The following is a 22,810-nucleotide window of genomic DNA, read 5'->3' on the forward strand; positions in this document are numbered from 1 at the left end:
TGCGCGGCCGGACGTCAGGGCGCCCAGACGTCCGGTGCGATCGTGCCGGTGCGTCTGCCGCCGTCGTCGAGCAGGCTTCCGAAGAGCTTGTGCAGCCGGAGGTCGACGGCACGGTCGGTGACGGTGAGTGCCGGATGCTCGGAGTGGAGCCGCGTCTCGACGTCGGCGAGTGCGGACGGGGCGTGCAGCCACAGTTGCACGACGAGATCGTCGGCACCGACGACGGCGACGCACGTGCGCACTTCGGGCAGCCGCGCGGCGTGCCTGCCCGCGGCGGCGACGTCGACCGCGGGGACGCGGCACCACAGCGTCGCAAGGATGGGGAAACCCGCTGCCGGACGGGCGAATTCGCATCGCATTCCGATCAGATCGGACGACAGCAGCCGGTCGAGCCGTCGTGCGAGGACCTGCGGGGCCGCGCCCACCGACGCCGCGAGCGCGCGCATCGGGGTCCGGCCGTCGCGGGCGAGGATCGCGAGGACCTGCCGGTCCTCGTCGGTGAGCGCCGGCACGGGCTGCTGCCGGGGGCGTGCCGGTGCCCGTGTGCGATCGCGTTCGTCCGGCGCCAGTGCGTCCAACCGCCAGTCGCCGCCCTGCGCGAACCACTCCGTCACGACGCCGGTCCGCACGGCGTGGACACCTTCGATCGCGCGGACCTCGTCGACGATCCGGACCAGCGCGGCGTAGGACGGCGCGCCCACGGTCGCGAGAACGCTCGCCCGGGACGAGAGTGTCTCGACGGTCGCGGCATGCGGCAACGAGCACAGCCGGTCGGCGACGGCAGCGTGCAGTGACGGTGCGCAGTCCACCTCGAGCAGTGCCGTCGAGATCAGATCGAGCACGCGCGGTCCCGGCGTGATGGTCACCCAGGCGAGCCGTTCCTCGGTGAGCCGGGCCCAGCGCCGCGCGACGGTCGCGGCGTCGAGGCCGAGTGCCCGTGCGAGCGCGAGCCAGGTGGAGCGCGGTTCCCACTGGAGCGCATTGATTATCCTCAGGTCGATTTCATCGATCTGAGGTGAGTTCTCCGTATCTTGTCTCGCCACAGTGGAATTATCCTGCATTCGAACGGCTCTGTTCACACCATCTGCGACGCTGCCCTCCATGCAACGACGCACCGAGGACAGGTACGCGCTCGTCGGCGCGGGGCCGTCGGGACTCGCCGCCGCGCGGGCCCTGCAGCGGCACGGCATCGCCTTCGACGGATTCGAGTCGCACAGCGACGTCGGCGGGCTGTGGGACATCGGCAATCCCCGCAGCACCGTGTACCGCTCGGCCCATCTGATCTCGTCGAAGACGACGACCCAGTTCGACGAGTTCCCGATGGCGGGTGACGTCGCCGACTATCCGAGCCACGTCGCGCTGCGCGAGTACTTCCGCGACTACGCCGACGCCTTCGGCCTCCGCGAGGACTTCCGTTTCGGGACGAGCGTCGAGCGTGCCCGCCGTGTGGCGGGCGGCTGGGACGTCACGACGCGCAGCGACGCGGGCGAGCGGACCGCGCGGTACAGGGGCGTCGTCGCGGCGAACGGCACCCTCGCCACACCGCACCGTCCCGGCTTCCCGGGCGAGTTCGCCGGGCGGGTGATGCACACGGCGGAGTACCGCGATCCCGAGATCTTCCGCGGCAAGCGCGTTCTCGTCGTCGGAGCCGGCAACAGCGGATGCGATATCGCCGTCGACGCCGTCCACCATGCGGACGCGGTCGACATCAGTGTGCGGCGCGGCTACTGGTTCGTCCCGAAGTACCTGTTCGGGCGGCCGTCGGACACCCTGAATCAGGGAAAGCCGATGCCGCCGTGGATCAAACAGCGTGTCGACGCCCTCCTGCTCCGGCAGTTCACGGGAGATCCGGTGCGGTTCGGCTTCCCGAAGCCCGATCACCGCATCTACGAATCGCATCCCATCGTCAACTCGCTGATCCTGCATCACCTCGGGCACGGCGACATCCGCGTGCGCGGCGACATCGACCGGTTCGACGGCGACCACGTGGCCTTCGCCGGTGGCGAGCGCGCGGCGTACGACATCGTCGTCCTCGCGACGGGCTACCGGCTGGACTATCCCTTCCTCGATCCCGCCGACCTGGGATGGAGTGGCGACGCACCCGAGTTGTTCCTCAACATCGCCTCGCGCGTGCACGATTCGCTGTTCGTCCTCGGCATGGTCGAGGCGTCCGGGCTCGGCTGGCAGGGGCGGGCGGAGCAGGCCGAACTCGTCGCCCGCGTCCTGGCGGCGCGAAAGAACGACCCCGAGGCCGCCGCCCGCTGGGAGGCCGCCGTCCACGGCCCGCCGCCGGACCTCTCGGGCGGCTACCGCTACCTGCGGCTGCGGCGGATGGCGTACTACGTCAACAAGGACGCGTACCGGAGCGCGGTGCGGGACTGGTCGGAGCGGCTCGCAGGCGATGCCGTGCTCCCCGTGCCGGACGGGGCGCGGACATGAGCGACATCGACTCGGTGACACTGAACTTCACGCCGGGCTCGCTCGTCGCGCTCAACATCGTCCTCGCCGCGATCATGCTCGGCATCGCGCTCGACACGACGGTCGCCGACTTCCGCCGTGCGCTCACGAAGCCCAAGGCCATGGCGGTCGGTGTCGCCGCCCAGTTCCTGTTGCTGCCCGCGGTGACGTTCGTGCTCACCCTCGCGCTCGATCCCGCGCCGTCGATCGCGCTCGGCATGATCCTCGTCGCGTGCTGCCCGCCGGGGAACATCTCCAACGTGCTCACTCACCGCGCCGGGGGAGACGTCGCACTGTCGGTGTCGATGACGGCGGTCTCGAACGTGCTCGCGATCTTCCTCATGCCGGTCAACCTCGCGTTCTGGGGTGGCCTGCATCCCGACACGCGCGCACTGCTGCGGAGTGTCGATCTCGACGCGGCGAGCATGATCACCGAGATCGCTCTCATCATCGGCGTCCCGTTCGTCGTCGGCATCTGGCTCGCGAGCCGGTTCCCGGCCGTCGCGGCACGCGTCCAGCCGTGGGTCAAGAACGGCTCCCTCGTGGCGCTTCTGGCCTTCATCGCAGCCGCCCTCGCGGGAAATGCGTCGTACTTCGCGGCCTACGTCGGGGTGGTGCTCGTCGCGGTCTTCCTCCACGACACGATCGCGCTCGGGCTGGGCTACCTGTGCGGCTGGGCGACCGGACTGCCCGAGTACAGCAGACGCGCGGTGTCGTTCGAGGTCGGCATCCGCAATGCAGGGCTCGGCCTCGGCCTCGTGTTCACATTCTTCGACGGCCTCGGCGGCATGGCCGTCGTCGCCGGCTGGTGGGGAATCTGGGACATCATCGCAGGACTGGTGCTGGCCACGGTGTGGTCGCGCCGGCCCGCCCGACGAAAGGCGGCGGCATGAGCACGCTCCGGGACGGCGGCACGCAGATGCCGAGGACACTCGTGACGGGCAGCAACGGATTTCTGGGGCGCGCCGTCACAGCGGCGCTGCGGGCACGCGGGGTGCCCGTGATCGGTCTCGACCTCGGCGAGCCGCGCCCGGACGCACCCGGGCCGGACGTCACCGAGATCGGTGACGTCCGTGATCGCGGACGCCTCGACGAGGTGTTCGCGACGCACCGCCCCGAGGTCGTCGTGCACCTCGCGTCGATCGTGAATCCCGGCGCGACGACCACCGCCGAGCAGGAGTACGACGTCGACGTGCGCGGGACGCGGGCCGTCCTCGACGCGTGCCTCGCCCACGGCGTCCGGCGCATCGTCGTGTCGTCGTCGGGCGCGGCCTACGGGTACCACTCCGACAATCCCGATCGGATCACCGAGTGCGCGCCGCTGCGTGGCAACGACGAGTTCTCCTACAGCCGCCACAAGCGGCTCGTCGAGGAGATGCTGGCCGAGCATCGCGACCGCGATCCGCAGCTGGAACAGGTCGTCTTCCGGATCGGCACCATCCTCGGGGAGACCGTGCGCAACCAGATCACGGCGCTCTTCGAGGGGCCGCGGATTCTCGAGATCTCGGGATGCGACAGCCCGTTCGTGTTCGTGTGGGACACCGACGTGGCCGAGGTGTTCGCGCGCGCCGTCACGGGTGACCGCACGGGGATCTTCAACGTCGCGGGCGAGGGCGTCGTGACGGTGCGCGACATCGCCGAACTCACGGGAACGAAGACGCTCACCGTGCCGGCGTGGGCGCTGGCGGCCGCGCTGCGCGTGGGGCGATCGCTCGGTCTCACCGAACACGGGCCGGAGCGCGTCGGATTTCTGCGCTACCGGCCCGTGCTGGCGAACGATCGACTCGTGAACGTGTTCGGCTACGTGCCTCGGTACACCTCGAGGGAGGCGTTCGAGGCCTATCTCGCCGCGCGGCGAGGCGAGTCGGCTCAGTCCTCGTCGGGATCGGGATTGCGCCGCAGGTGAACGATGCTGGCCACGAGCCCGCCCCACAGCAGGGCCACCGTGATCACCATCATGACGATCGCACTCGTGCTCATCGCGAGCCTCCTTCGGTACCGGTGGGTTCGGCGCCGACCGGCTCGGGGAGCAGCGGTGGCGGGGTGGTGTCGGTGTCACGGGGCCAGGGCAGCCGCGACACGACGATCGCGACGACGACGATCGCGATCTGCACTCCCCAGCCGAAGCCGTTGACGAGCGAATCGGGAAGCCCGCCGTAGCCGTCCTGCACACGCTGGACGACCTGGTCGATGAGCATCCACGTGAGAACGGCGGGCGTGAGGACGCCCGCGAAGAAGCGCCACAACAAGCCGACCTTGAACGACGACACCGCGTCGAGGTGCGCTTCCAGATCGGGCAGCTGCCGCAGCACCCACGTGATGGTCACGAGCGTCACGAGCGCAACGGTGACGATGCCGATGTTGTTGGCGAAGTTGTCGACGACGTCGAGCGTGTTGAGGCCCGTCGTGGTGGGGAACAGTGCGAGCGAGGTGACGGCGGTGATGCCCCCGACGATCAGCACCGACGGAACGCGCCCGAGGCCGGTCTTCTCCTGCACGGCCGCGACGATGACCTGCACGATCGAGATGAGCGAGGTGAAGCCGGCGAGCACGAGCGAGAGGAAGAACAGAACGCCCAGGAACGGGCCGCCGGGAATCTCGGAGATGATCGTCGGGAAGGCGATGAACGCGAGGCCGATCCCGCTCTCGACGACCTCGTCGACCGCGACGCCGCTGATCTGCGCCATGTAGCCGAGGACCGCGAACACGCCGATGCCGGCGAGGACCTCGAAGCTGCTGTTGGAGAAGCCGACCACGAGCCCGGAGCCGGTGAGGTTCGTTCGCCGCTTGAGGTACGACGCGTAGGTGATCATGATGCCGAAGCCGACCGAGAGCGAGAAGAAGATCTGCCCGTATGCGGCGATCCACACGCCGCTGTCGGTGAGCGCCGACCAGTTGGGTGTGAAGAACGCGTCCAGGCCGGTCGCCGCGCCGTCGAGGAACAACGCTCGCACGACGAAGACGCCGAACAACACCACGAGTACGGGGATGAACACGACGGACGATGCGCCGATGCCCTTCTGCACACCGAACGCGAGGATCACGATGGTCGCGAGCCACACGATCAGGAGAGGCCAGGCGATCGCGGGCACGAAGTCGAAGCCGAAGACCGCGTCGGAATCCTGTTGCAGGAACTCCGACGTGAAGAATCCGGCGGGGTCGTCGCCCCACTCCTCGCCGATCGAGAACAGCGTGTAGCGCAGCGCCCACGCGATGATCGCGGCGTAGTAGACGGCGATGACGAAGCAGATTCCCACCTGCCACCACCCGATCGCCTCGGCGGGGCGGCTCATGCGCCGGAACGACAGCGGCGCGGAGCCCCGGAAGCGGTGCCCGATCGCGTAGTCCACGAACAGGAGCGTCAGGCCTGCGGTGAGCAGCGCGATGAGATAGGGCACGACGAACGCGCCGCCACCGCCTTCGTACGCGACGTACGGGAAGCGCCAGATGTTGCCCAACCCGACGGCGGATCCGATTGCGGCGAGAATGAACACGGTCCTCCCGGACCACATCTCGCGTTTCTGCTCCATCGTTCTCCTTCGGAACCACAGTGATCGATGCCCGCCCGGGCACCGCTGCATGTCGGGCAGTGTTCCAGACGACTAGACTGTCGGGGGAGCGACGGGCGAGATCCGTCGCGGAAACCGCTGTCGTTTTATGGTTATGCAGAGTGCTGCACGGTGATGCATAATGGGTGCATGACCGATCACGCGCCGACGCCGATCAGGGTCGCCGTCGCCGGAGCCAGCGGCTATGCCGGTGGCGAGGTGCTGCGGCTGCTGCTGGGCCACCCGCTCTTCCTCGACGGAACCCTCACCATCGGGACACTCACCGCCGGTGACAACGCGGGGACGACCCTCGGGTCGCACCATCCGCACCTGCTCCCGCTCGCCGACCGCGTCCTCGCCGACACGTCCGTCGAGACGCTGGCGGGGCATGACGTCGTGTTCCTCGCACTCCCGCACGGCAACTCGGCCCGCTACGCCAACGAGCTGCCGGACTCCGTCGTGCTCGTCGACTGCGGGGCCGACTTCCGGCTGCGCGACGCCGACGCGTGGACTCGCTTCTACGGCGGCGAGTACGCGGGTTCGTGGCCCTACGGACTGCCCGAGCTTCCCGGCGCCCGCGACGCGCTGCGCGGCGCGACCCGCATCGCCGTCCCCGGCTGCTATCCCACGGCCGCGTCGCTCGCGTTCGCGCCCGCCGTCGAGGCCGGGATCGTCGAGCCGCGGGTGCGGATCGTCGCGGTGAGCGGCACGTCGGGCGCCGGCCGGGCCCCCAAGGTCGCCCAGCTGGGCTCCGAGGTCATCGGCTCGGCACGGGCGTACGGCGTCGGCGGACTGCACCGGCACACGCCCGAGATCGTGCAGAACCTCTCCGCCGTCGCCGGCGGGCACGTCGACGTCTCGTTCACCCCGGTGCTCGTCCCGATGTCGCGGGGCATCCTCGCGACCTGCTCGGCACCCACGACCGTCGACGCCGGCGAGGCGCACGCGGTGTACACGAAGGCGTACCGAGACGAGCCCTTCGTGCACGTCCTCCCCGAAGGCACCTTCCCGCAGACGAAGTCGGTCGTCGGCTCGAACGCCGTCCAGATCGGTGTCGCCGTCGACGCCGATGCGGGCGAACTCGTCGTGGTCGCGGCGATCGACAACCTCACGAAGGGCACCGCGGGAGGCGCCGTGCAGTCGATGAACCTCGCACTCGGCCTTCCCGAGACCGCCGGCCTGTCGACAGTGGGAGTGGCGCCGTGACGACACCGCCGAGTTCCTCGACTCCTTCGACACCGCTGCACGCCACGCCCGATGCCGACGGCAGGCTCGTGCGCAACCAGGGCGTCACCGGTCCCGCCGGCTTCCGGGCCGCGGGAATCGCCGCCGGGATCAAGGCGTCGGGACGCCCCGATCTCGCGCTCGTGGTCAACGAGGGCCCCGAACTCGCCGCCGCGGGCGTCTTCACGACCAACAAGGTCAAGGCCGCGCCCGTGCTGTGGTCCCAGCAGGTGCTGGCCTCCGCGTCGCTGCGCGCCGTGATCCTCAACTCGGGCGGGGCCAACGCGTGCACCGGGGCTCCCGGCTTCCAGGACGCGCACCGCACCGCCGAACACCTCGCCGCCGAACTGAGCAACTGGGGCACCGAGACCGGTGCGATCGAGGTCGCGGTGTGCTCGACCGGACTCATCGGCGACCGGCTCCCGATGGACACCGTCCTCGCCGGCGTCACCGAGATCGTGCACGAACTCGCGGGCGGGATCTCCGGCGGAACGGACGCCGCGCACGCGATCATGACGACCGACACCGTCCCGAAACAGGCTGCGCTGCACCACGTCGGCAAGTGGAACGTCGGTGGGATGGCGAAGGGCGCGGGGATGCTCGCGCCGTCGCTCGCGACGATGCTCTGCGTCCTCACGACGGATGCGGCCGCGACTCCCGAGCAACTCGATCACGCCCTGCGCGCCGCCACGCGGCTCACCTTCGACCGGCTCGACGTCGACGGCGCCACGTCCACCAACGACACCGTGCTGCTGCTCGCGTCGGGGGCGAGCAACGTCGCGCCGTCGCAGGACGAGCTCGACGCCGCCGTCCTCGCGGTGTGCGACGATCTCGCGGCGCAGCTGATGGCCGACGCGGAGGGCGTCACCAAGCGCGTCACCATCACGGTGCGCGGCGCGCGGACGGAAGACGAGGCCCTCGTCGGCGCACGTGCCGTCGCCCGCGACAGCCTCGTCAAGACCGCGCTGTTCGGCTCCGACCCCAACTGGGGACGCGTCCTCGCGGCGATCGGTGCTGCTCCCGTCGAGCTCGATCCGGACCGGATCTCCGTCGCCTTCGACGGCAACGCCGTGTGCATCGACGGCGTCGGAGCACCGGGCGCGCGCGACGTCGACCTGTCCGGTGAGGACATCACCGTCGTCGTCGACCTCGCGGTCGGCGACGGCGAGGCGAGCGTGCGCACGACCGACCTGTCGCACGCGTACGTCGAAGAGAACTCGGCGTACTCGTCATGATGACGGCGGGAATCAGCGTCCACCAGAAGGCGCACGTCCTCGCCGAGGCACTGCCGTGGCTGCAGGCGTTCCGCGGGAAGATCGTCGTCGTCAAGTACGGCGGCAACGCGATGATCGACGACGAACTCAAGGCCGCGTTCGCGGCCGACATGGCGTTCCTGCGGACGGTCGGCATCCACCCCGTCGTGGTGCACGGCGGCGGCCCGCAGATCACGTCGATGCTCGCCCGGCTCGGCATCGAGGGCGAGTTCCGCGGCGGCTTCCGCGTCACGACGCCCGAGGTGATGGACGTCGTCCGGATGGTGCTGTTCGGTCAGGTCGGACGCGAACTCGTCGGGCTGATCAACGCGCACGGCCCGTACGCCGTCGGGATCTCCGGCGAGGACGCGCACCTGTTCACGGCCGCGCGGCGCACCGTCGTCGTCGACGGCGAGCAGACCGACATCGGGCTCGTTGGCGATGTCGTCCACGTCGATCCGACGTCGGTCATGGATCTCATCGCCGCCGGCCGGATCCCCGTCGTCTCGACCATCGCGCCGGACGCCGACGGCGTCGTCCACAACATCAACGCCGACACCGCCGCGGCGGCACTCGCGGAGGCGATCGGCGCGCAGAAGCTCGTCGTCCTCACCGATGTCGAGGGGCTCTACACCGACTGGCCCGACCGCACCTCGCTCGTGTCGCAGATCGACACGAGGCGCCTCGCCGCGCTGCTGCCGAGTCTCGATTCGGGAATGGTCCCGAAGATGGAGGCGTGCCTGCGCGCCGTGCGCGGCGGTGTGCCCACCGCACACGTCATCGACGGCCGTGTCGCGCACTCGGTGCTGCTCGAAGTGTTCACCCGGGAAGGGATCGGCACGATGGTCGTGCCCGTCGACGCAGGAGGGTCCGCATGACCGACACGTTCACGCTCCAGCAGCGGTGGCAGGCCTCGCTCATGGACAACTACGGCGTTCCCCGCGTCGCTCTCGTGAGCGGCGAGGGTGCCGTCGTCACCGACGCGGACGGCAAGCAGTACCTCGATCTCCTCGGCGGTATCGCCGTGAACTCGCTCGGCCACGCGCATCCGGCCGTCGTCGAGGCCGTCACACGGCAGCTCACGACGCTCGGTCACGTCTCCAATCTCTATGCGAGCGAACCGGTCCTGACGCTCGCCGAACGCCTGCTGGGACTGCTCGGCACGCCGGGCCGCGCGTTCTTCTGCAACTCGGGCACCGAGGCGAACGAGGCCGCGTTCAAGCTCGCGCGGCTCACCGGCCGGACGAAGATCGTGGCCGCCGAGAACGCCTTCCACGGCAGGACGATGGGCGCGCTCGCGCTCACCGGCCAGGCCGACAAGCGTGCGCCGTTCGAGCCGATGCCGCCCGGCGTCGTCCACGTCCCGTACGGCGACGTCGAGGCGCTCGAGTCCGTGATCGACGACGACACCGCGGCGCTCGTGCTCGAACCGATCATGGGGGAGTACGGCGTCGTCGTCCCGCCCGAGGGCTATCTCGTCGCGGCCCGCGAGATCACCGCGCGCCACGGCGCGTTGCTGATCCTCGACGAGGTCCAGACGGGCGTCGCGCGCACGGGCTGGTTCTACGCACATCAGGCCGCGGGCATCGTGCCCGACGTCGTGACCCTCGCGAAGGGGCTCGGGGGCGGCCTGCCGATCGGCGCCGTCCTCGCGACGGGCCGTGCGGCGGAGTCGTTCACACCCGGCAAGCACGGCACGACGTTCGGCGGCAACCCGGTGTGCGCCGCCGCGGCGAACGCCGTCCTCGACACCGTCGCCGAACTCGACCTCGTCTCGCACGCCGACGCGCTCGGCAAGGAGATCGTGGCCGGAATCGAAGGCCTGGGCCATCCACTCGTCGATCACGTCCGCGGCGCGGGCCTGCTGCTCGGCATCGTGCTGACCGACACCGTCGCGCCCGCGGTGGAGACGGCGGCACGCGACGCCGGCTTCCTCGTCAACGCCGCGCGTCCCGACGTCGTGCGGCTCGCGCCGCCGCTGATCCTGACCTCGGCGCAGGCACGGACGTTCGTCGACGCTCTGCCCACCCTCCTCGACTCCGCAGCCGCTGCGGTGAAAGCGACCACGTCATGACCTCGCCGGTACGCCACTTCCTCAAGGACGACGACCTCACCCCCGCCGAGCAGGCCGAGGTGCTGGACCTCGCGGCGCGGCTCAAGCGCGAGCCGTTCGCGGAGCGCCCGCTCGAGGGCCCGCGCGGAGTCGGCGTGATCTTCGACAAGAACTCGACCCGCACGCGCTTCTCGTTCGAGATGGGTATCGCCCAGCTCGGCGGGCACGCCGTCGTCGTGGACGGCCGCGCGACGCAGCTCGGCCGCGACGAGACACTCGCCGACACCGGCCGGGTGCTCTCGCGCTACGTCGAGGCGATCGTATGGCGCACCTTCGGGCAGGACCGGCTCGAACAGATGGCGGAGACGGCTACGGTCCCCGTCGTCAACGCGCTCTCCGACGACTACCACCCGTGCCAGGTGCTCGCCGACCTCCAGACGATCCGCGAGCACAAGGGCGAGCTGAAGGGGCTGCGGCTGACATACCTGGGCGACGGCGCGAACAACATGGCGCATTCGCTCATGCTCGGCGGCGCGACCGCGGGCATCGACGTGACGATCGCCGCGCCCGAGGGATTCACCCCGAACCCGGCGATCGTCGACCGCGCGCGTGCTCGTGCCGAACGGACCGGTGCGTCGATCACGCTCGCGTCGGATCCGATCGCCGCCGCGACCGGCGCCGACGTGCTCGTCACCGACACGTGGACGTCGATGGGGCAGGAGGACGACGGCCTCGACCGGGTCGCGCCGTTCCGGCCGTTCCGCATCGACGAGTCGCTGCTCACCCACGCCGACGACGACGCGATCGTCCTGCACTGCCTGCCCGCGCACCGCGGCGACGAGATCACCGATCAGGTGATGGACGGCCCCGCGAGCCGGGTGTGGGACGAGGCCGAGAACCGGTTGCACGCGCAGAAGGCGCTGCTCGCGTGGCTGCTGCGCGACAGCGGGCGACGATGAGCACCGAGTCGGCGGTGCGCGGTGCGGCCGCGAGGACGCGGGCGGGCCGCCAGGCGCGGATCGTCGCGCTTCTCGCGGCGCATCCCGTGCGCAGTCAGACCGAACTCGCCGGTCTGCTCGCGCAGGAAGGGATCGACGCGACGCAGGCGACGCTCTCGCGCGACCTCGAAGAACTCGGGGCGGTCAAGTTGCGGGGCGCGGACGGCGGCGCCGGGGTCTACGTCGTCCCCGAGGACGGCAATCCGGTCCGCGGCGTCTCGGGCGGGACGGACCGGCTCTCGCGCCTGCTGGGCGAGATGCTCGTCTCGACCGACGCGAGCGGATCGCTCGCCGTGCTGCGCACACCGCCGGGCGCGGCGCAGTACCTCGCGAGCGCGCTCGACCGTGCGTCGTTGCCGGAGGTCGTCGGGACGATCGCCGGCGACGACACGATCTTCGTGGCGGCGCGCGAGCCGCTCACGGGAGCCGAACTCGCGGCTCGTATCGAGGCACTCGCGTAGCGCACACCGCGGCACGGGGCGGGTGGCCACCGGGGATATCGGGCGCACCCACCCACCTGAGACACTGAAGACAGCATCACAAGACATCGAAGGAGCACATCACCATGGCCGATCGCGTCGTCCTCGCCTACTCGGGCGGACTGGACACCTCCGTCGCCATCAGCTGGATCGGCAAGGAGACCGGCAAGGAAGTCGTCGCCGTCGCGATCGATCTGGGTCAGGGCGGCGAGGACATGGACGTCGTGCGGCAGCGCGCCCTCGACTGCGGCGCGGTCGAGTCGGTCGTGATCGACGCCCGCGACGAGTTCGCCGACGAGTACTGCCTGCCGACGATCAAGTCGAACGCGCTGTACATGGACCGGTACCCGCTCGTGTCGGCGATCAGCCGGCCGCTCATCGTCAAGCACATCGTGCAGGCGGCCCGCGACCACGGCGGCACCGTCGTCTCGCACGGCTGCACCGGCAAGGGCAACGATCAGGTCCGGTTCGAGGTCGGCTTCGGCGCCCTCGCACCCGACCTCGACGTGATCGCGCCCGTCCGCGACTACGCGTGGACCCGCGAGAAGGCGATCGCCTTCGCGCAGGAGAACGGCATCCCGATCAACGTCACCAAGAAGTCGCCGTTCTCGATCGATCAGAACGTGTGGGGCCGCGCCGTCGAGACCGGCTTCCTCGAGGACCTGTGGAACGCGCCGACCAAGGACGTCTACAGCTACACCGAGGACCCCACGGTGCACTGGCAGACCCCCGACGAGCTGATCGTCTCGTTCGACAAGGGCCGTCCCGTCGCGATCGACGGCAGGCCCGTCTCGGTGCTGGAGGCGATCCAGGAGCTCAACCGCCGCGCGGGTGCGCAGGGTGTCGGACGGCTCGACGTCGTCGAGGACCGGCTCGTGGGCATCAAGAGCCGCGAGGTCTACGAGGCGCCGGGCGCGATGGTGCTGATCACAGCCCACCAGGAACTCGAGCACGTGACCCTCGAACGCGAGCTCGGCCGGTTCAAGCGCCAGACCGAGCAGCGCTGGAGCGAGCTCGTGTACGACGGCCTGTGGTTCTCGCCGCTCAAGGACGCGCTCGACACCTTCGTCGAGAAGTCGCAGGAGCACGTCTCGGGCGACATTCGGCTCGTGCTCCACGGCGGTTCGATCACCGTGAACGGCCGCCGCAGCGGGGAGTCGCTGTACGACTTCAACCTCGCGACCTACGACGAGGGCGACTCGTTCGACCAGTCCAACGCGAAGGGCTTCGTCAATATCCACGGCCTGTCGTCGAAGGTCGCCGCGAAGCGCGATCTGGGCCTCTGATCGTGACCGGGAACGGCACCAACGAGGGTGCACTGTGGGGCGGCCGGTTCGCATCGGGACCGGCTGCCGCCATGGCGGCGCTCAGCAAGTCCACGCACTTCGACTGGGTGCTCGCGCCGTACGACGTCCGCGCGTCGACGGCGCACGCCAAGGTCCTCCATCGTGCGGGCCTGCTGACCGACGACGACCTCGCCACGATGATCGACGGCCTCGACCGGCTCGCGGCGGACGTCGCGAGCGGGGAGTTCGTGCCCGCGAAGTCGGACGAGGACGTCCACGGTGCGCTCGAGCGCGGTCTCATCGACCGCGTGGGTCCCGAGGTCGGTGGCCGGCTGCGGGCGGGCCGTTCCCGCAACGACCAGGTCGCGACGCTGTTCCGAATGTGGCTGCGTGACGCGGTGCGCCGTGTCGCGGTGGGCGTGCTCGACGTCGTCGACGCGCTCGTCGCGCAGGCGCAGGCACACCCGGACGCGATCATGCCGGGCAAGACGCACCAGCAGGCGGCGCAGCCGGTCCTGCTCGCGCACCATCTGCTCGCACACGCGCATCCGTTGCTGCGCGACGTCGATCGGCTCGCGGACTTCGATCGGCGCGCCGCGGTCTCGCCGTACGGCTCGGGCGCGCTCGCGGGTTCGTCGCTCGGTCTCGACCCCGACGCGATCGCCGCGGATCTCGGATTCGATTCGGCGGCGGAGAACTCGATGGATGCGACGTCGTCCCGCGACTTCGCGGCGGAGGCGGCATTCGTGCTCGCGATGATCGGCGTCGATCTCTCGCGGATGGCCGAGGAGATCATCGTCTGGAGCACCCCCGAGTTCGGGTACGTCACGCTCGCGGACGAGTGGTCGACGGGATCGTCGATCATGCCGCAGAAGAAGAACCCGGACGTCTCCGAACTCACGCGCGGCAAGTCCGGCAGGCTGATCGGCAATCTCACAGGGCTGCTCGCGACGCTCAAGGCCCAGCCGCTCGCGTACAACCGCGATCTGCAGGAGGACAAGGAGCCGGTCTTCGACTCGGTCGCGCAGCTAGAACTGCTGCTGCCGGCGATCGCCGGACTCGTCGGGACGCTCGAGTTCCACACAGACCGCATGGCCGAGCTGGCTCCGGCGGGTTTCACGCTCGCGACCGACATCGCGGAATGGATGGTGCGGCAGGGTGTTCCGTTCCGCGTCGCGCACGAGGCCGCCGGTGCGGCCGTCCGGGCCGCGGAAGCGCGTGGTGTCGGGCTCGCCGAACTGACGGACGAGGAGTTCGCCGCGATCGACGAGCGGCTCACGCCCGAGGTGCGCGGCGTCCTCACCATCGAGGGATCGGTCTCGTCGCGTGACGCGCGTGGCGGTACGGCTCCGGTCCGTGTCGCCGAACAGCTCGCCGGGGTGCGGAGCGCCGCTGCCGCGGCACGCACCCGTCTCGGCGCCTGACTCCGCGTCGACCCACCTCCGCACCGCCCTCTCTGTTCGCCGCGATGTCACAGCGTGCGCGCTCGATGCGCACGCTGTGACATCGCGGCACAGGGGTGGGGTGGTGGACGCCCCTCGATTCGTGTTCTGTAATCGGCAGGACAGACCCGGCTTCTCGTGACGCATGCCGCAGCAGTACGGTTCGTGTGAACTCGTCCCGAGAATGCGGAAGGGTGTTCGGGTGAGAGCAGCACGCGCGGAGGTGGATGTGTCCACGGGGGGATCGAGCGAGGACCCGAGTCGAGGACTGTCGACGACGTTGTTCGGTCCCGTCCGCAGGATTTTCGCGACGGCCCAGAACGGGCTCGAGGTCGTGCGGCTCGGCGGACTGGAGATGGACCGCACGCGCTCGCCGTACGAGATCGTCGAACGCACCCCGATGTACCGGCTGCGGCGCTACTTCCCCCGCGACGACGTCCGGGCGACCTCGGCCCCGCCCGTCGTCCTCGTGCCTCCGATGATGATGTCCGCCGACGTGTACGACGTCACGAAGGACGACGGCGCCGTCGCGATCCTGCACCGCGCCGGCCTCGACCCGTGGGTCGTCGACTTCGGGTCCCCGGACGTCGAGGAGGGCGGGCTCGACCGCAACCTCGCCGACCACATCCTCGCGATCAGCGACGTCGTCGACGCCGTGAAGTCGCACACCGGGCGCGACGTGCATCTCGGTGGTTATTCGCAGGGCGGGATGTTCGCGTATCAGGCGGCCGCCTATCGTCGCAGCAGTGCGATCGCGAGCATCGTCACCTTCGGCAGCCCCGTCGACACGCTCGGTGGTCTGCCGTTCGGGATTCCCGCGGATCTCGCGTCGGGGGCGGCCGAGTTCCTCGCCGACCACGTCTTCACGCATCTCGCTGTGACGGGATGGATGGCGCGGACCGGCTTCCAGCTCCTCGACCCCGTGAAGTCCGTCCGCACCCGCCTCGACTTCCTGCGCCAGCTCCACGACCGCGACGCGCTGCTGCCGCGCGAGCAGCAGCGCCGCTTCCTCGCGGCGGAGGGCTGGGTTGCGTGGTCGGGCCCCGCGGTGGCGGATCTGTTGCGGCAGTTCGTCGTTCACAATCGGATGCTCACGGGCGGCTTCGTGATCCGCGACGCGCCGGTTTCGCTCGCCGAGATCACGGTCCCGGTTCTCGCGTTCTCGGGGGAGGTCGACGACATCGGCCAGACCGTCGCGGTCCGGGGTATCGCGCGAGCGGCCCCGCGCGCGGAGGTCCACGAGTCGGTGCTGCGTTCGGGGCACTTCGGGCTCGTCGTCGGCTCCGGCTCGGTGACGCACAGCTGGCCGACGACGGCCGAATGGGTGCTGTGGCGGGAGGGCCTCGGCCCGGAGCCGAGCGCGATCGAGCGGATGTCGACGACGGCGTCGGCGCGTGCCTATTCGAGCGGGACACTCACCGCACGCCTGATCCACACCGCCGCCTCGGCCGCCGAGGTCGGTCTCGGCGTGGGACGTGTCGTCGGCGACATCGCATCGGGGACGGTCCGCAGCGGCCTCGAACTGTCGTCGGAGGCGTCGCGTGCCCTGCCACGGCTCGCCCGGCTCGGGCAGATCCAGTCGCATTCGCGGATCTCGCTCGGGCTGCTGCTCGCCGAGCGCCGTCGCAAGGCCCCCTCGGGCGAATTCTTCCTCTTCGACGACCGCGTCCACACGAATGCCGCCGTCGGCGACCGGGTCGACCGCATCGTGGCGGGACTCATCCACGAGGGTGTCCGTCCGGGCGCGCGCGTCGGCATCCTCATGGACACCCGCCCCAGCGCCCTCGCGACGGCCGCCGCGCTCTCCCGGATCGGTGCGGTCGCGGTGCAACTCCCCGCCGACGCCGAGCGGCTGTGCGAAGCACTCGAGATCGCGGCGGTGACGCGTGTCGTCACCGACCCCGAGCATCTCGCCGCCGCGACGACCGCGGACGTGGCCGTGCTCGTCCTCGGCGGTGGCGACCTGCGCACGCTCGACATCGACGTCGACTCCGGCGCGACGGTCACCGATCTCGAGCACCTCGACGTCGACTCCTTCGAGCTCCCGGCGTGGTATGTGCCCGATCCCGGGCTCGCGCGCGAGGTCGCGTTCATCTTCTTCACCGAGATCGACGGGCGCCTCGAACAGCGCCAGATCACCAACCACCGGTGGGCGCTCTCGGCGTTCGGCACCGCGTCGGCCGCCGATCTCGACGGCAGCGACACCGTCCTGTGCCTCACCCCGATGCACCATCCGTCCGCGCTGCTCGCGGCAGTCGGCGGCGCCGTCGCCGGTGGTGCCCGCATCGCGGTCGCGCGCACCGTCGATCAGGCCGACTTCACGCGTCTCGTCCATCGCTACGGGGTCACCGTCGTCAGCTACACGTGGGCGATGCTGCGCGAGGTGACGGGGGAGGAGTCGTCGGCGATCGGCCCCGGCGGGCTCCATCCGATCCGGTTGTTCATGGGCGCGGGAATGCCGGTGGGCCTGTGGAATCGGACGGTCGAACACTTCTCGCCCGCGGGCGTCCTCGAGTTCTACGCGTCGTCCGAGGGCAACGTCGTCCTCGCGAACGTCTCGGGCACCAAGGTCGGCTGCAAGGGCCGCCCGCTGCCCGGGAGCGCGGACGTCAAGGTCGGCGCGTGGGATCCGGTCACGCGGGAGTTCCTGCTCGACGACCGCGGCTTCGTCCGCGAATGCGAGGACGACGAGGTCGGACTGCTGCTCGGGCAGGCGGGTGACGTCGCGACGATCCAGGGGACCGCACTGCGCAGCGTCTTCGCACCGGGCGATGCCTGGACGCCGACCGAGCACCTGTTCCGGCGGGATTCCGACGGCGACCACTGGCTCATGGACCGCGGCGACGACGTCGTGCTCACCGACGACGGCCCGGTGTACGGCCAGCCGATCGTCGACGCGCTCGGAAGCCTCGACACGATCGACCTCGCCGTCGTCTACGGCGTCCGCGTGGGCGACCGCGACCTCGTCGTCGCGGCCTACACGCTGCGGGACGGCAGGGCCCCGACGGCGGCGCAACTCGAGGACGCGCTCGACGTGCTGCCCGCCGCGGGCCGCCCCGACATCCTCGCCACGGTCCCCGAGATCGCCGTGTCGCCGTCGTTCCGGCCGTCGGATCGGGGTCTGCGCGAGCAGGGACTGCCGGCACCGGGGCCGCGAGTGCGGTGTCTCGACCGCGAGACGGGCTCGTACAAGCGGTTGACGAAGGCCGCGGTGGCGCGGCTGTCCGGGGAGTGACCGCCGTGGGTGTCGCGAACGCGCGCACGGTAACCTCGACCGCATCCGACCGTTCGTCCGAAGGGTGTTGCCCGTGGTCATCGATCCCACTCTGCTCGGCATCCTCGCGTGCCCGCAGGACAAGGGGCCGCTCGTGCTCGTCGACACCGACTCCGGGCAGGGGCTCTACAACCCGCGGTTGCAGCGGCTGTACCCGATCGAGAACGACATCCCCGTCCTGCTCGTGGACGAGGCGCGCGACGTCGCCGACGACGAGCACGCCCGGTTGATCGCCCAGGCGGACGGCTGACGCCTCACTCCGGGGGCGGTGGCCCCGCGAGGTGGTGCTGCAGTGTCGGTGCGATCGCGCGGATCACGTTCTCGACGGGCTCGTCGCACACCGGTCGCACGGGGCGCAGGTAGCGCAGCAGCAGCACTCCCGCCATCTGGGTGACGGCCCAGGCGGCGCGACGCTCGCCCGAGCCGGGCGGATCGTCGACGAGCGGCGCGATCCGAGCGATGAGGACCTGCCCGAGGAACGACGACACGAGTTCGCCGTCACCGTCGACGAGGACCGATCGCACCGCTGCCTCGAGCGCGGGCCGGTGTTCCGCCTCCCACGCGCCGAGAACGACGGTCGCGAACGCCTCGCCGAGACGCTCCCGGGGAACGTCGAGGGCTGCGGTGACGATCACGCCCGGATCGACGGGAAGTGCGATCGCCGCGAGGAAGAGATCCCGTTTGGTGCCGTGGAAGTGGTGTACGAGCGCGGGATCGACCCCGGCGGCATCGGCGACGGCACGAACCGTGGTGCCGCGGAATCCGTTGGCAGCGAAGAGCTGTCGCGCGTGGGTGAGGATGCGTTCGCGCGAGTCGGAACCCCCACGCGGACGTCCGCGCGTCACGGTGTGCGCCGCCGCAGCGTCGCCGCACCGAGCGCGAGGGCGACGATCACGAAGCCCGCGACGACGAGGAGATCACGGATCAGCGCGCCGGTGACGGCCGGCTCGGCCGCGATCACGTTCAAGGCGTCGACCGAATAGCTCAGCGGGAGAACGTTGCTCACCGCTTCGAGCCATCCCGGCAGCTGATCGCGCGGAACGAGCAGTCCGCACAGGAAGAGTTGCGGGACGACGACGACCGGCATGAACTGCACCGCCTGGAACTCCGTGCGTGCGAAGGCACTGCACAGCAGCCCGAGCGCGACGCCGAGCATCGCGCCCAGTACGGCGGTGACGCCGATCCACACGACGTTGCCCGCGATGTCCACTCCCAGCAGACCGAGCGAGACCGCGACGGCGAGCGCGACCTGGACGACGGCGGCGAGCGAGAACGACGTCGCGTACCCCGCCAGCAGATCGAACTTGTGCAGGGGAGTGGAGAGGAGCCGTTCGAGCGTCCCCGAGGAGCGTTCCCGCTGCATCGCGATCGACGTGATCAGGAACATCACGACGAACGGCAGGATCCCCAGCATCGCCACCGCGATCCGGTCGAACAGGCTCGGCCCCACGGGCGGTGCGGGCTGGTTCTGGTACAGGAAGTACAGCAACGTCATGAGCAGTGTCGGAACGAGCACGATCATCGCGACCGAGCGATGATCGCGGCGCAACTGAGCGAGGATCCGGAGCGTCGTCGCGGCGTAGATACGGGGATTCATCGCGAGCCGTCCGTGCTGCTTCCGGTGCCCGGTGCGCCCTCGCGAACGAGGGCGAGGAAGGCGTCGTCGAGCGACGTGGTTCCCGTGTGCTCGCGCAGTTCGTTCGGGGTGAGGTGAGCGAGGAGTTCGCCGTCGCGCATGAGCAGCAACGACGAGCAGTGATCCGCCTCGTCCATCACGTGACTCGACACGACGAGTGTCGTTCCTTCGGCCGCCAGCCGGGCGAAGCGGTCCCACAGGTCCGCGCGCAGCAGTGGGTCGAGTCCGACGGTCGGCTCGTCGAGCACGAGCAATTCGGGCCTGCCGACGAGCGCGCACGCGAGGGACACGCGCCCCTCCTGACCACCCGACAGTTCCGCCGCCACGGCGGTGCGGCGGTCGGCGAGACCCACGGCCTCGATCGCCTCGTGCACGTCGGAGCGCCGGCGTCCGTAGAGGGACGCGAAGTAGGCGACGTTTCCCTCGACCGTCAGATCGGCGTAGATGCTCGGCGACTGCGTCACGTATCCCACTCGCGTGCGCAACGCCGGCGAACCCGCGGCGGCGCCGAGCACTCGGACCGACCCCGAACGGACGATCTGCGTGCCGACGATCGAGCGGATCAGCGTTGTCTTGCCGCATCCGGAGGGGCCGAGGAGTCCGGTGATCTCGCCCGCCGGAATCTCGACGGACACGTCGCGCAGTGCAGTGTGGCCGCCGCGTTCGACGGTCAGGTTCTCGACGCGGACGGCCGTGGTCACGGCCCGGTTCCGGTGGCCTGGCTCGAATTCACCATGTGATGAATTCTGCGCCCGGCGCCGGCCTCACCGCAAGACCCCGGGGCGAGAACGCCGCGCACGACCGGCACAATCGAGTCGTGAGTTCGCGACGTCCCGACCCGGATCCCCGGGCTGTGCTCGCCGCCGCGGACCCGGTGCAGGCGGCACATCTTCTGCTCGGCGGCGTCCTCACGGTGGGCGCGGTCGGGCTGCGCATCGTCGAGGTCGAGGCATACGGCGGCGACGAGGCGGGGCCCTGGCCCGACCCGGCCGCGCACTCCTATCAGGGGAGGACTCCGCGCAACGCGGTGATGTTCGGCCCTGCGGGGCACCTCTACGTGTACCGCAGCTACGGCCTGCACTTCTGTGCCAACGTCTCGTGCGGGCCCGACGGCATCGCCTCGGCGGTGCTGCTGCGGGCCGCGCGCGTCGAGTCGGGCCACGACGTCGTCGCGCGCCGACGTCCCGGTCGCCGGCAGGTCGAGTGGGCGCGCGGCCCGGGCAATCTGGGAGCTTCGCTCGGAGTCACCGTCGCCGACAGCGGCACCGACCTGCTCGGCGAACCCGGTCACATGCGGCTCGCGCTCGGGGGAGCCGCCGACGCCACAGCGGGTCCGCGCGTCGGCGTCACCGCGGCAGCCGACCGGCCGTGGCGATTCCGGATCGCCGGCGCGCCCGAAGTGTCTGCGTACCGCAGGAGTTCGCGAGCACCGAGCCCCGGGGCCGAGAGCGGCTCGTTCGGCGACGACCCGGTGGTGCGAGAATCGATGCCGTGACCGACACCAGCAACTCCAGTGCCGCGGGTTCCGCCACCATCGTCGACGAGCTCGAGTGGCGTGGCCTCATCGCGCAGTCAACCGACCTCGACGCCCTGCGCGAGCACACCTCGGGCGACCCGGTGACCCTGTATGCGGGCTTCGATCCCACCGGGCCGAGCCTGCACGCCGGTCATCTGGTCCCCCTGCTCACCCTGGCGCGGTTCCAGCGCGCAGGTCACCGCCCCATCGTGATGGCAGGTGGCGCGACCGGCATGATCGGCGACCCGCGCGACGTGGGGGAGCGGACGATGAACTCCGCCGACACCGTCGCCGAGTGGGCGGAGCGGATCCGCGGCCAACTCGAGCGTTTCGTCGCCTTCGACGACTCGCCGACCGGCGCGGTCATCGAGAACAACATGAACTGGACCGGTGGCCTGACGGCGATCGACTTCCTGCGTGACATCGGCAAGCACTTCTCGGTCAACGTCATGCTCGCGCGTGACACCGTCAAGCGCCGTCTCGAGAGCGACGGAATGTCGTACACCGAGTTCTCCTACATGTTGCTGCAGGCGAACGACTACGTGCATCTGCGCCGCAGCCACGGCTGCACGCTGCAGATCGGCGGTTCCGATCAGTGGGGCAACATCGTCGCCGGTGTCGAGCTGAACCGCCGGCTCGACGGCGCGTCCGTGCATGCGATGACGGTCCCGCTCGTCACGTCGGCGGACGGCAAGAAGTTCGGCAAGTCGACGGGCGGCGGGAGCCTGTGGCTCGACCCGGAGATGACGAGCCCGTACGCCTGGTACCAGTACTTCGTGAACACCGGTGACGCCGACGTCGTGAAGTACCTCCGATGGTTCACGTTCCTGGGTGCCGACGAACTCGCCGAGCTCAAGCAGGTGACCGCCGAGCGTCCGCAGGCCAGAGAAGCACAGCGCCGGCTCGCCGCGGAGATGACCACCCTCGTGCACGGCGCCGAGCACACGGCCGCGGTCGAGGCGGCGAGCCGCGCCCTGTTCGGGCGTGGCGAGCTCGGTGAACTGGACGAGGCGACCCTGGCGGCGGCACTTCGCGAGAGCACCACCGTCGCCGACGGGGTTCCGCGGATCCCGCTCGCCGACGCCGGCACGATCGTCGACCTCCTCGTCTCGAGCGGCCTCGCCGAGAGTCGTGGGGCTGCGCGCCGCGTCGTACGCGAGGGTGGGGCGTCGGTGAACAACGCCCGCGTCTCCGACGAGGACTGGACGCCGAGCGCCGACGATCTGCTGTACGGGACGTGGCTCGTCGTTCGCCGCGGAAAGCGCAACATCGCGGGTGTCGAAATCGTCCGCTGACGGGGTGCCCACCGTCACACGTGGCCGGGATGCGTGCCGAGCGCGTCCCGGCCACGGCGTCGACGGCGAGACCAGCGGATTTAACACGCCGTCCACGGGCGACCAGGGGATTTGACCCCGTGTTTCCGGTGCCGTAACTTGGTTCGAGTCAGAGCGACACGGACTCCGAATGCCCCCGGGTGAGTCGAACAGAGACCGCGTCCGACAGGTGCCGAAGATCGTGTAGGCTTTCGAGCACATGCGCTTCGGCGCTCTCCTTCGGAGGCCGAGGCCGACGAGGATCTGACAGCGGAGCGATCCGCACAACGGAACGACAAGCCCCGGATCGGCTGACCTTCGGGTTGGTGGT

21 protein-coding genes are annotated in these 22,810 nt (G+C 70.2%); 15 read left to right on the forward strand and 6 right to left on the reverse strand.

The window, feature by feature from the left end; all coding sequences use genetic code 11:
* Positions 1–14 precede the first annotated feature (14 nt).
* Positions 15–1,043 carry an Lrp/AsnC family transcriptional regulator gene (locus tag RR1_RS11795; protein ID WP_010836116.1) on the reverse strand — a complete coding sequence of 343 codons (1,029 nt, stop codon included), beginning with the start codon at positions 1,041–1,043 and terminating at the stop codon, positions 15–17.
* A 58-nt stretch (positions 1,044–1,101) separates the two neighbouring features.
* Between RR1_RS11795 and RR1_RS11800 the strand changes: the two genes are divergently transcribed.
* From RR1_RS11800 to RR1_RS11810, 3 genes are read left to right on the forward strand one after another with little or no spacing between them, the layout of a single operon-like run.
* Complete coding sequence (locus tag RR1_RS11800) at positions 1,102–2,439, forward strand: flavin-containing monooxygenase (RefSeq protein WP_010836115.1); 1,338 nt, start codon at positions 1,102–1,104, stop codon at positions 2,437–2,439.
* Complete coding sequence (locus tag RR1_RS11805) at positions 2,436–3,350, forward strand: bile acid:sodium symporter family protein (RefSeq protein WP_010836114.1); 915 nt, start codon at positions 2,436–2,438, stop codon at positions 3,348–3,350. The genes RR1_RS11800 and RR1_RS11805 overlap by 4 nt, the downstream gene beginning before the upstream one ends.
* On the forward strand, positions 3,347–4,363 hold the full coding sequence (locus tag RR1_RS11810; RefSeq protein ID WP_010836113.1) for an SDR family oxidoreductase: 1,017 nt from the start codon (positions 3,347–3,349) through the stop codon (positions 4,361–4,363). The genes RR1_RS11805 and RR1_RS11810 overlap by 4 nt, the downstream gene beginning before the upstream one ends.
* Here RR1_RS11810 and RR1_RS11815 read toward each other — a convergent pair.
* Complete coding sequence (locus tag RR1_RS11815; RefSeq protein ID WP_010836112.1) at positions 4,327–4,437, reverse strand: methionine/alanine import family NSS transporter small subunit; 111 nt, start codon at positions 4,435–4,437, stop codon at positions 4,327–4,329. The two genes, RR1_RS11810 and RR1_RS11815, sit on opposite strands and share 37 nt — an antisense overlap.
* Positions 4,434–5,987, reverse strand: a complete 1,554-nt coding sequence (locus RR1_RS11820) for a sodium-dependent transporter (protein ID WP_010836111.1) — start codon at positions 5,985–5,987, stop codon at positions 4,434–4,436. The genes RR1_RS11815 and RR1_RS11820 overlap by 4 nt, the downstream gene beginning before the upstream one ends.
* A gap of 168 nt (positions 5,988–6,155) precedes the next feature.
* Between RR1_RS11820 and argC the strand changes: the two genes are divergently transcribed.
* The 10 genes from argC to RR1_RS11870 all read left to right on the forward strand — a co-directional run bounded on the left by argC (position 6,156) and on the right by RR1_RS11870 (position 18,264).
* The gene (argC, locus tag RR1_RS11825) at positions 6,156–7,211 is read left to right on the forward strand and encodes an N-acetyl-gamma-glutamyl-phosphate reductase (protein ID WP_010836110.1); all 1,056 of its coding nucleotides are present in this window, start codon (positions 6,156–6,158) and stop codon (positions 7,209–7,211) included.
* A gap of 35 nt (positions 7,212–7,246) precedes the next feature.
* Positions 7,247–8,464: a bifunctional glutamate N-acetyltransferase/amino-acid acetyltransferase ArgJ gene (gene argJ / locus RR1_RS11830; RefSeq protein ID WP_040771983.1), complete on the forward strand. Its 1,218-nt coding sequence runs from the start codon at positions 7,247–7,249 to the stop codon at positions 8,462–8,464.
* Complete coding sequence (gene argB / locus RR1_RS11835; protein WP_010836108.1) at positions 8,461–9,360, forward strand: acetylglutamate kinase; 900 nt, start codon at positions 8,461–8,463, stop codon at positions 9,358–9,360. The genes argJ and argB overlap by 4 nt, the downstream gene beginning before the upstream one ends.
* Positions 9,357–10,556 (forward strand): acetylornithine transaminase, encoded by a 1,200-nt coding sequence (locus RR1_RS11840; RefSeq protein ID WP_010836107.1) that lies wholly within the window; start codon positions 9,357–9,359, stop codon positions 10,554–10,556. Before argB ends, RR1_RS11840 begins: the two co-directional genes overlap by 4 nt.
* Positions 10,553–11,494 (forward strand): ornithine carbamoyltransferase, encoded by a 942-nt coding sequence (argF, locus tag RR1_RS11845; RefSeq protein ID WP_010836106.1) that lies wholly within the window; start codon positions 10,553–10,555, stop codon positions 11,492–11,494. Before RR1_RS11840 ends, argF begins: the two co-directional genes overlap by 4 nt.
* Positions 11,491–11,994, forward strand: a complete 504-nt coding sequence (locus tag RR1_RS11850) for an arginine repressor (RefSeq protein ID WP_010836105.1) — start codon at positions 11,491–11,493, stop codon at positions 11,992–11,994. Before argF ends, RR1_RS11850 begins: the two co-directional genes overlap by 4 nt.
* A 104-nt stretch (positions 11,995–12,098) precedes the next feature.
* Positions 12,099–13,298, forward strand: coding sequence for an argininosuccinate synthase (locus RR1_RS11855; RefSeq protein ID WP_010836104.1), 1,200 nt, complete (start codon positions 12,099–12,101; stop codon positions 13,296–13,298).
* A 2-nt stretch (positions 13,299–13,300) separates the two neighbouring features.
* Positions 13,301–14,722, forward strand: coding sequence for an argininosuccinate lyase (gene argH / locus RR1_RS11860; RefSeq protein ID WP_010836103.1), 1,422 nt, complete (start codon positions 13,301–13,303; stop codon positions 14,720–14,722).
* A 163-nt stretch (positions 14,723–14,885) separates the two neighbouring features.
* On the forward strand, positions 14,886–17,975 hold the full coding sequence (locus tag RR1_RS11865; RefSeq protein WP_010836102.1) for an AMP-binding protein: 3,090 nt from the start codon (positions 14,886–14,888) through the stop codon (positions 17,973–17,975).
* 73 nt (positions 17,976–18,048) lie between these two features.
* Positions 18,049–18,264: a Trm112 family protein gene (locus tag RR1_RS11870; RefSeq protein ID WP_010836101.1), complete on the forward strand. Its 216-nt coding sequence runs from the start codon at positions 18,049–18,051 to the stop codon at positions 18,262–18,264.
* A gap of 4 nt (positions 18,265–18,268) precedes the next feature.
* Here the strand turns inward: RR1_RS11870 and RR1_RS11875 are convergent, their stop codons facing one another.
* Genes RR1_RS11875 through RR1_RS11885 form a run of 3 tightly spaced genes read right to left on the reverse strand, consistent with a single transcriptional unit; the run spans position 18,269 to position 20,351 of the window.
* Positions 18,269–18,859, reverse strand: coding sequence for a TetR/AcrR family transcriptional regulator (locus RR1_RS11875; RefSeq protein WP_010836100.1), 591 nt, complete (start codon positions 18,857–18,859; stop codon positions 18,269–18,271).
* The gene (locus RR1_RS11880) at positions 18,856–19,611 is read right to left on the reverse strand and encodes an ABC transporter permease (RefSeq protein ID WP_010836099.1); all 756 of its coding nucleotides are present in this window, start codon (positions 19,609–19,611) and stop codon (positions 18,856–18,858) included. The genes RR1_RS11875 and RR1_RS11880 overlap by 4 nt, the downstream gene beginning before the upstream one ends.
* Complete coding sequence (locus RR1_RS11885; protein WP_010836098.1) at positions 19,608–20,351, reverse strand: ABC transporter ATP-binding protein; 744 nt, start codon at positions 20,349–20,351, stop codon at positions 19,608–19,610. The genes RR1_RS11880 and RR1_RS11885 overlap by 4 nt, the downstream gene beginning before the upstream one ends.
* A gap of 35 nt (positions 20,352–20,386) precedes the next feature.
* Between RR1_RS11885 and RR1_RS11890 the strand changes: the two genes are divergently transcribed.
* Positions 20,387–21,145 carry a DNA-3-methyladenine glycosylase gene (locus RR1_RS11890; RefSeq protein WP_010836097.1) on the forward strand — a complete coding sequence of 253 codons (759 nt, stop codon included), beginning with the start codon at positions 20,387–20,389 and terminating at the stop codon, positions 21,143–21,145.
* Positions 21,142–22,461 carry a tyrosine--tRNA ligase gene (tyrS, locus tag RR1_RS11895; protein ID WP_010836096.1) on the forward strand — a complete coding sequence of 440 codons (1,320 nt, stop codon included), beginning with the start codon at positions 21,142–21,144 and terminating at the stop codon, positions 22,459–22,461. Before RR1_RS11890 ends, tyrS begins: the two co-directional genes overlap by 4 nt.
* The last annotated feature ends 349 nt before the right edge of the window (positions 22,462–22,810 follow it).

It is taken from the genome of Rhodococcus rhodnii NBRC 100604 (assembly GCF_001894925.1).
GTDB lineage: Bacteria > Actinomycetota > Actinomycetes > Mycobacteriales > Mycobacteriaceae > Rhodococcus_F > Rhodococcus_F rhodnii.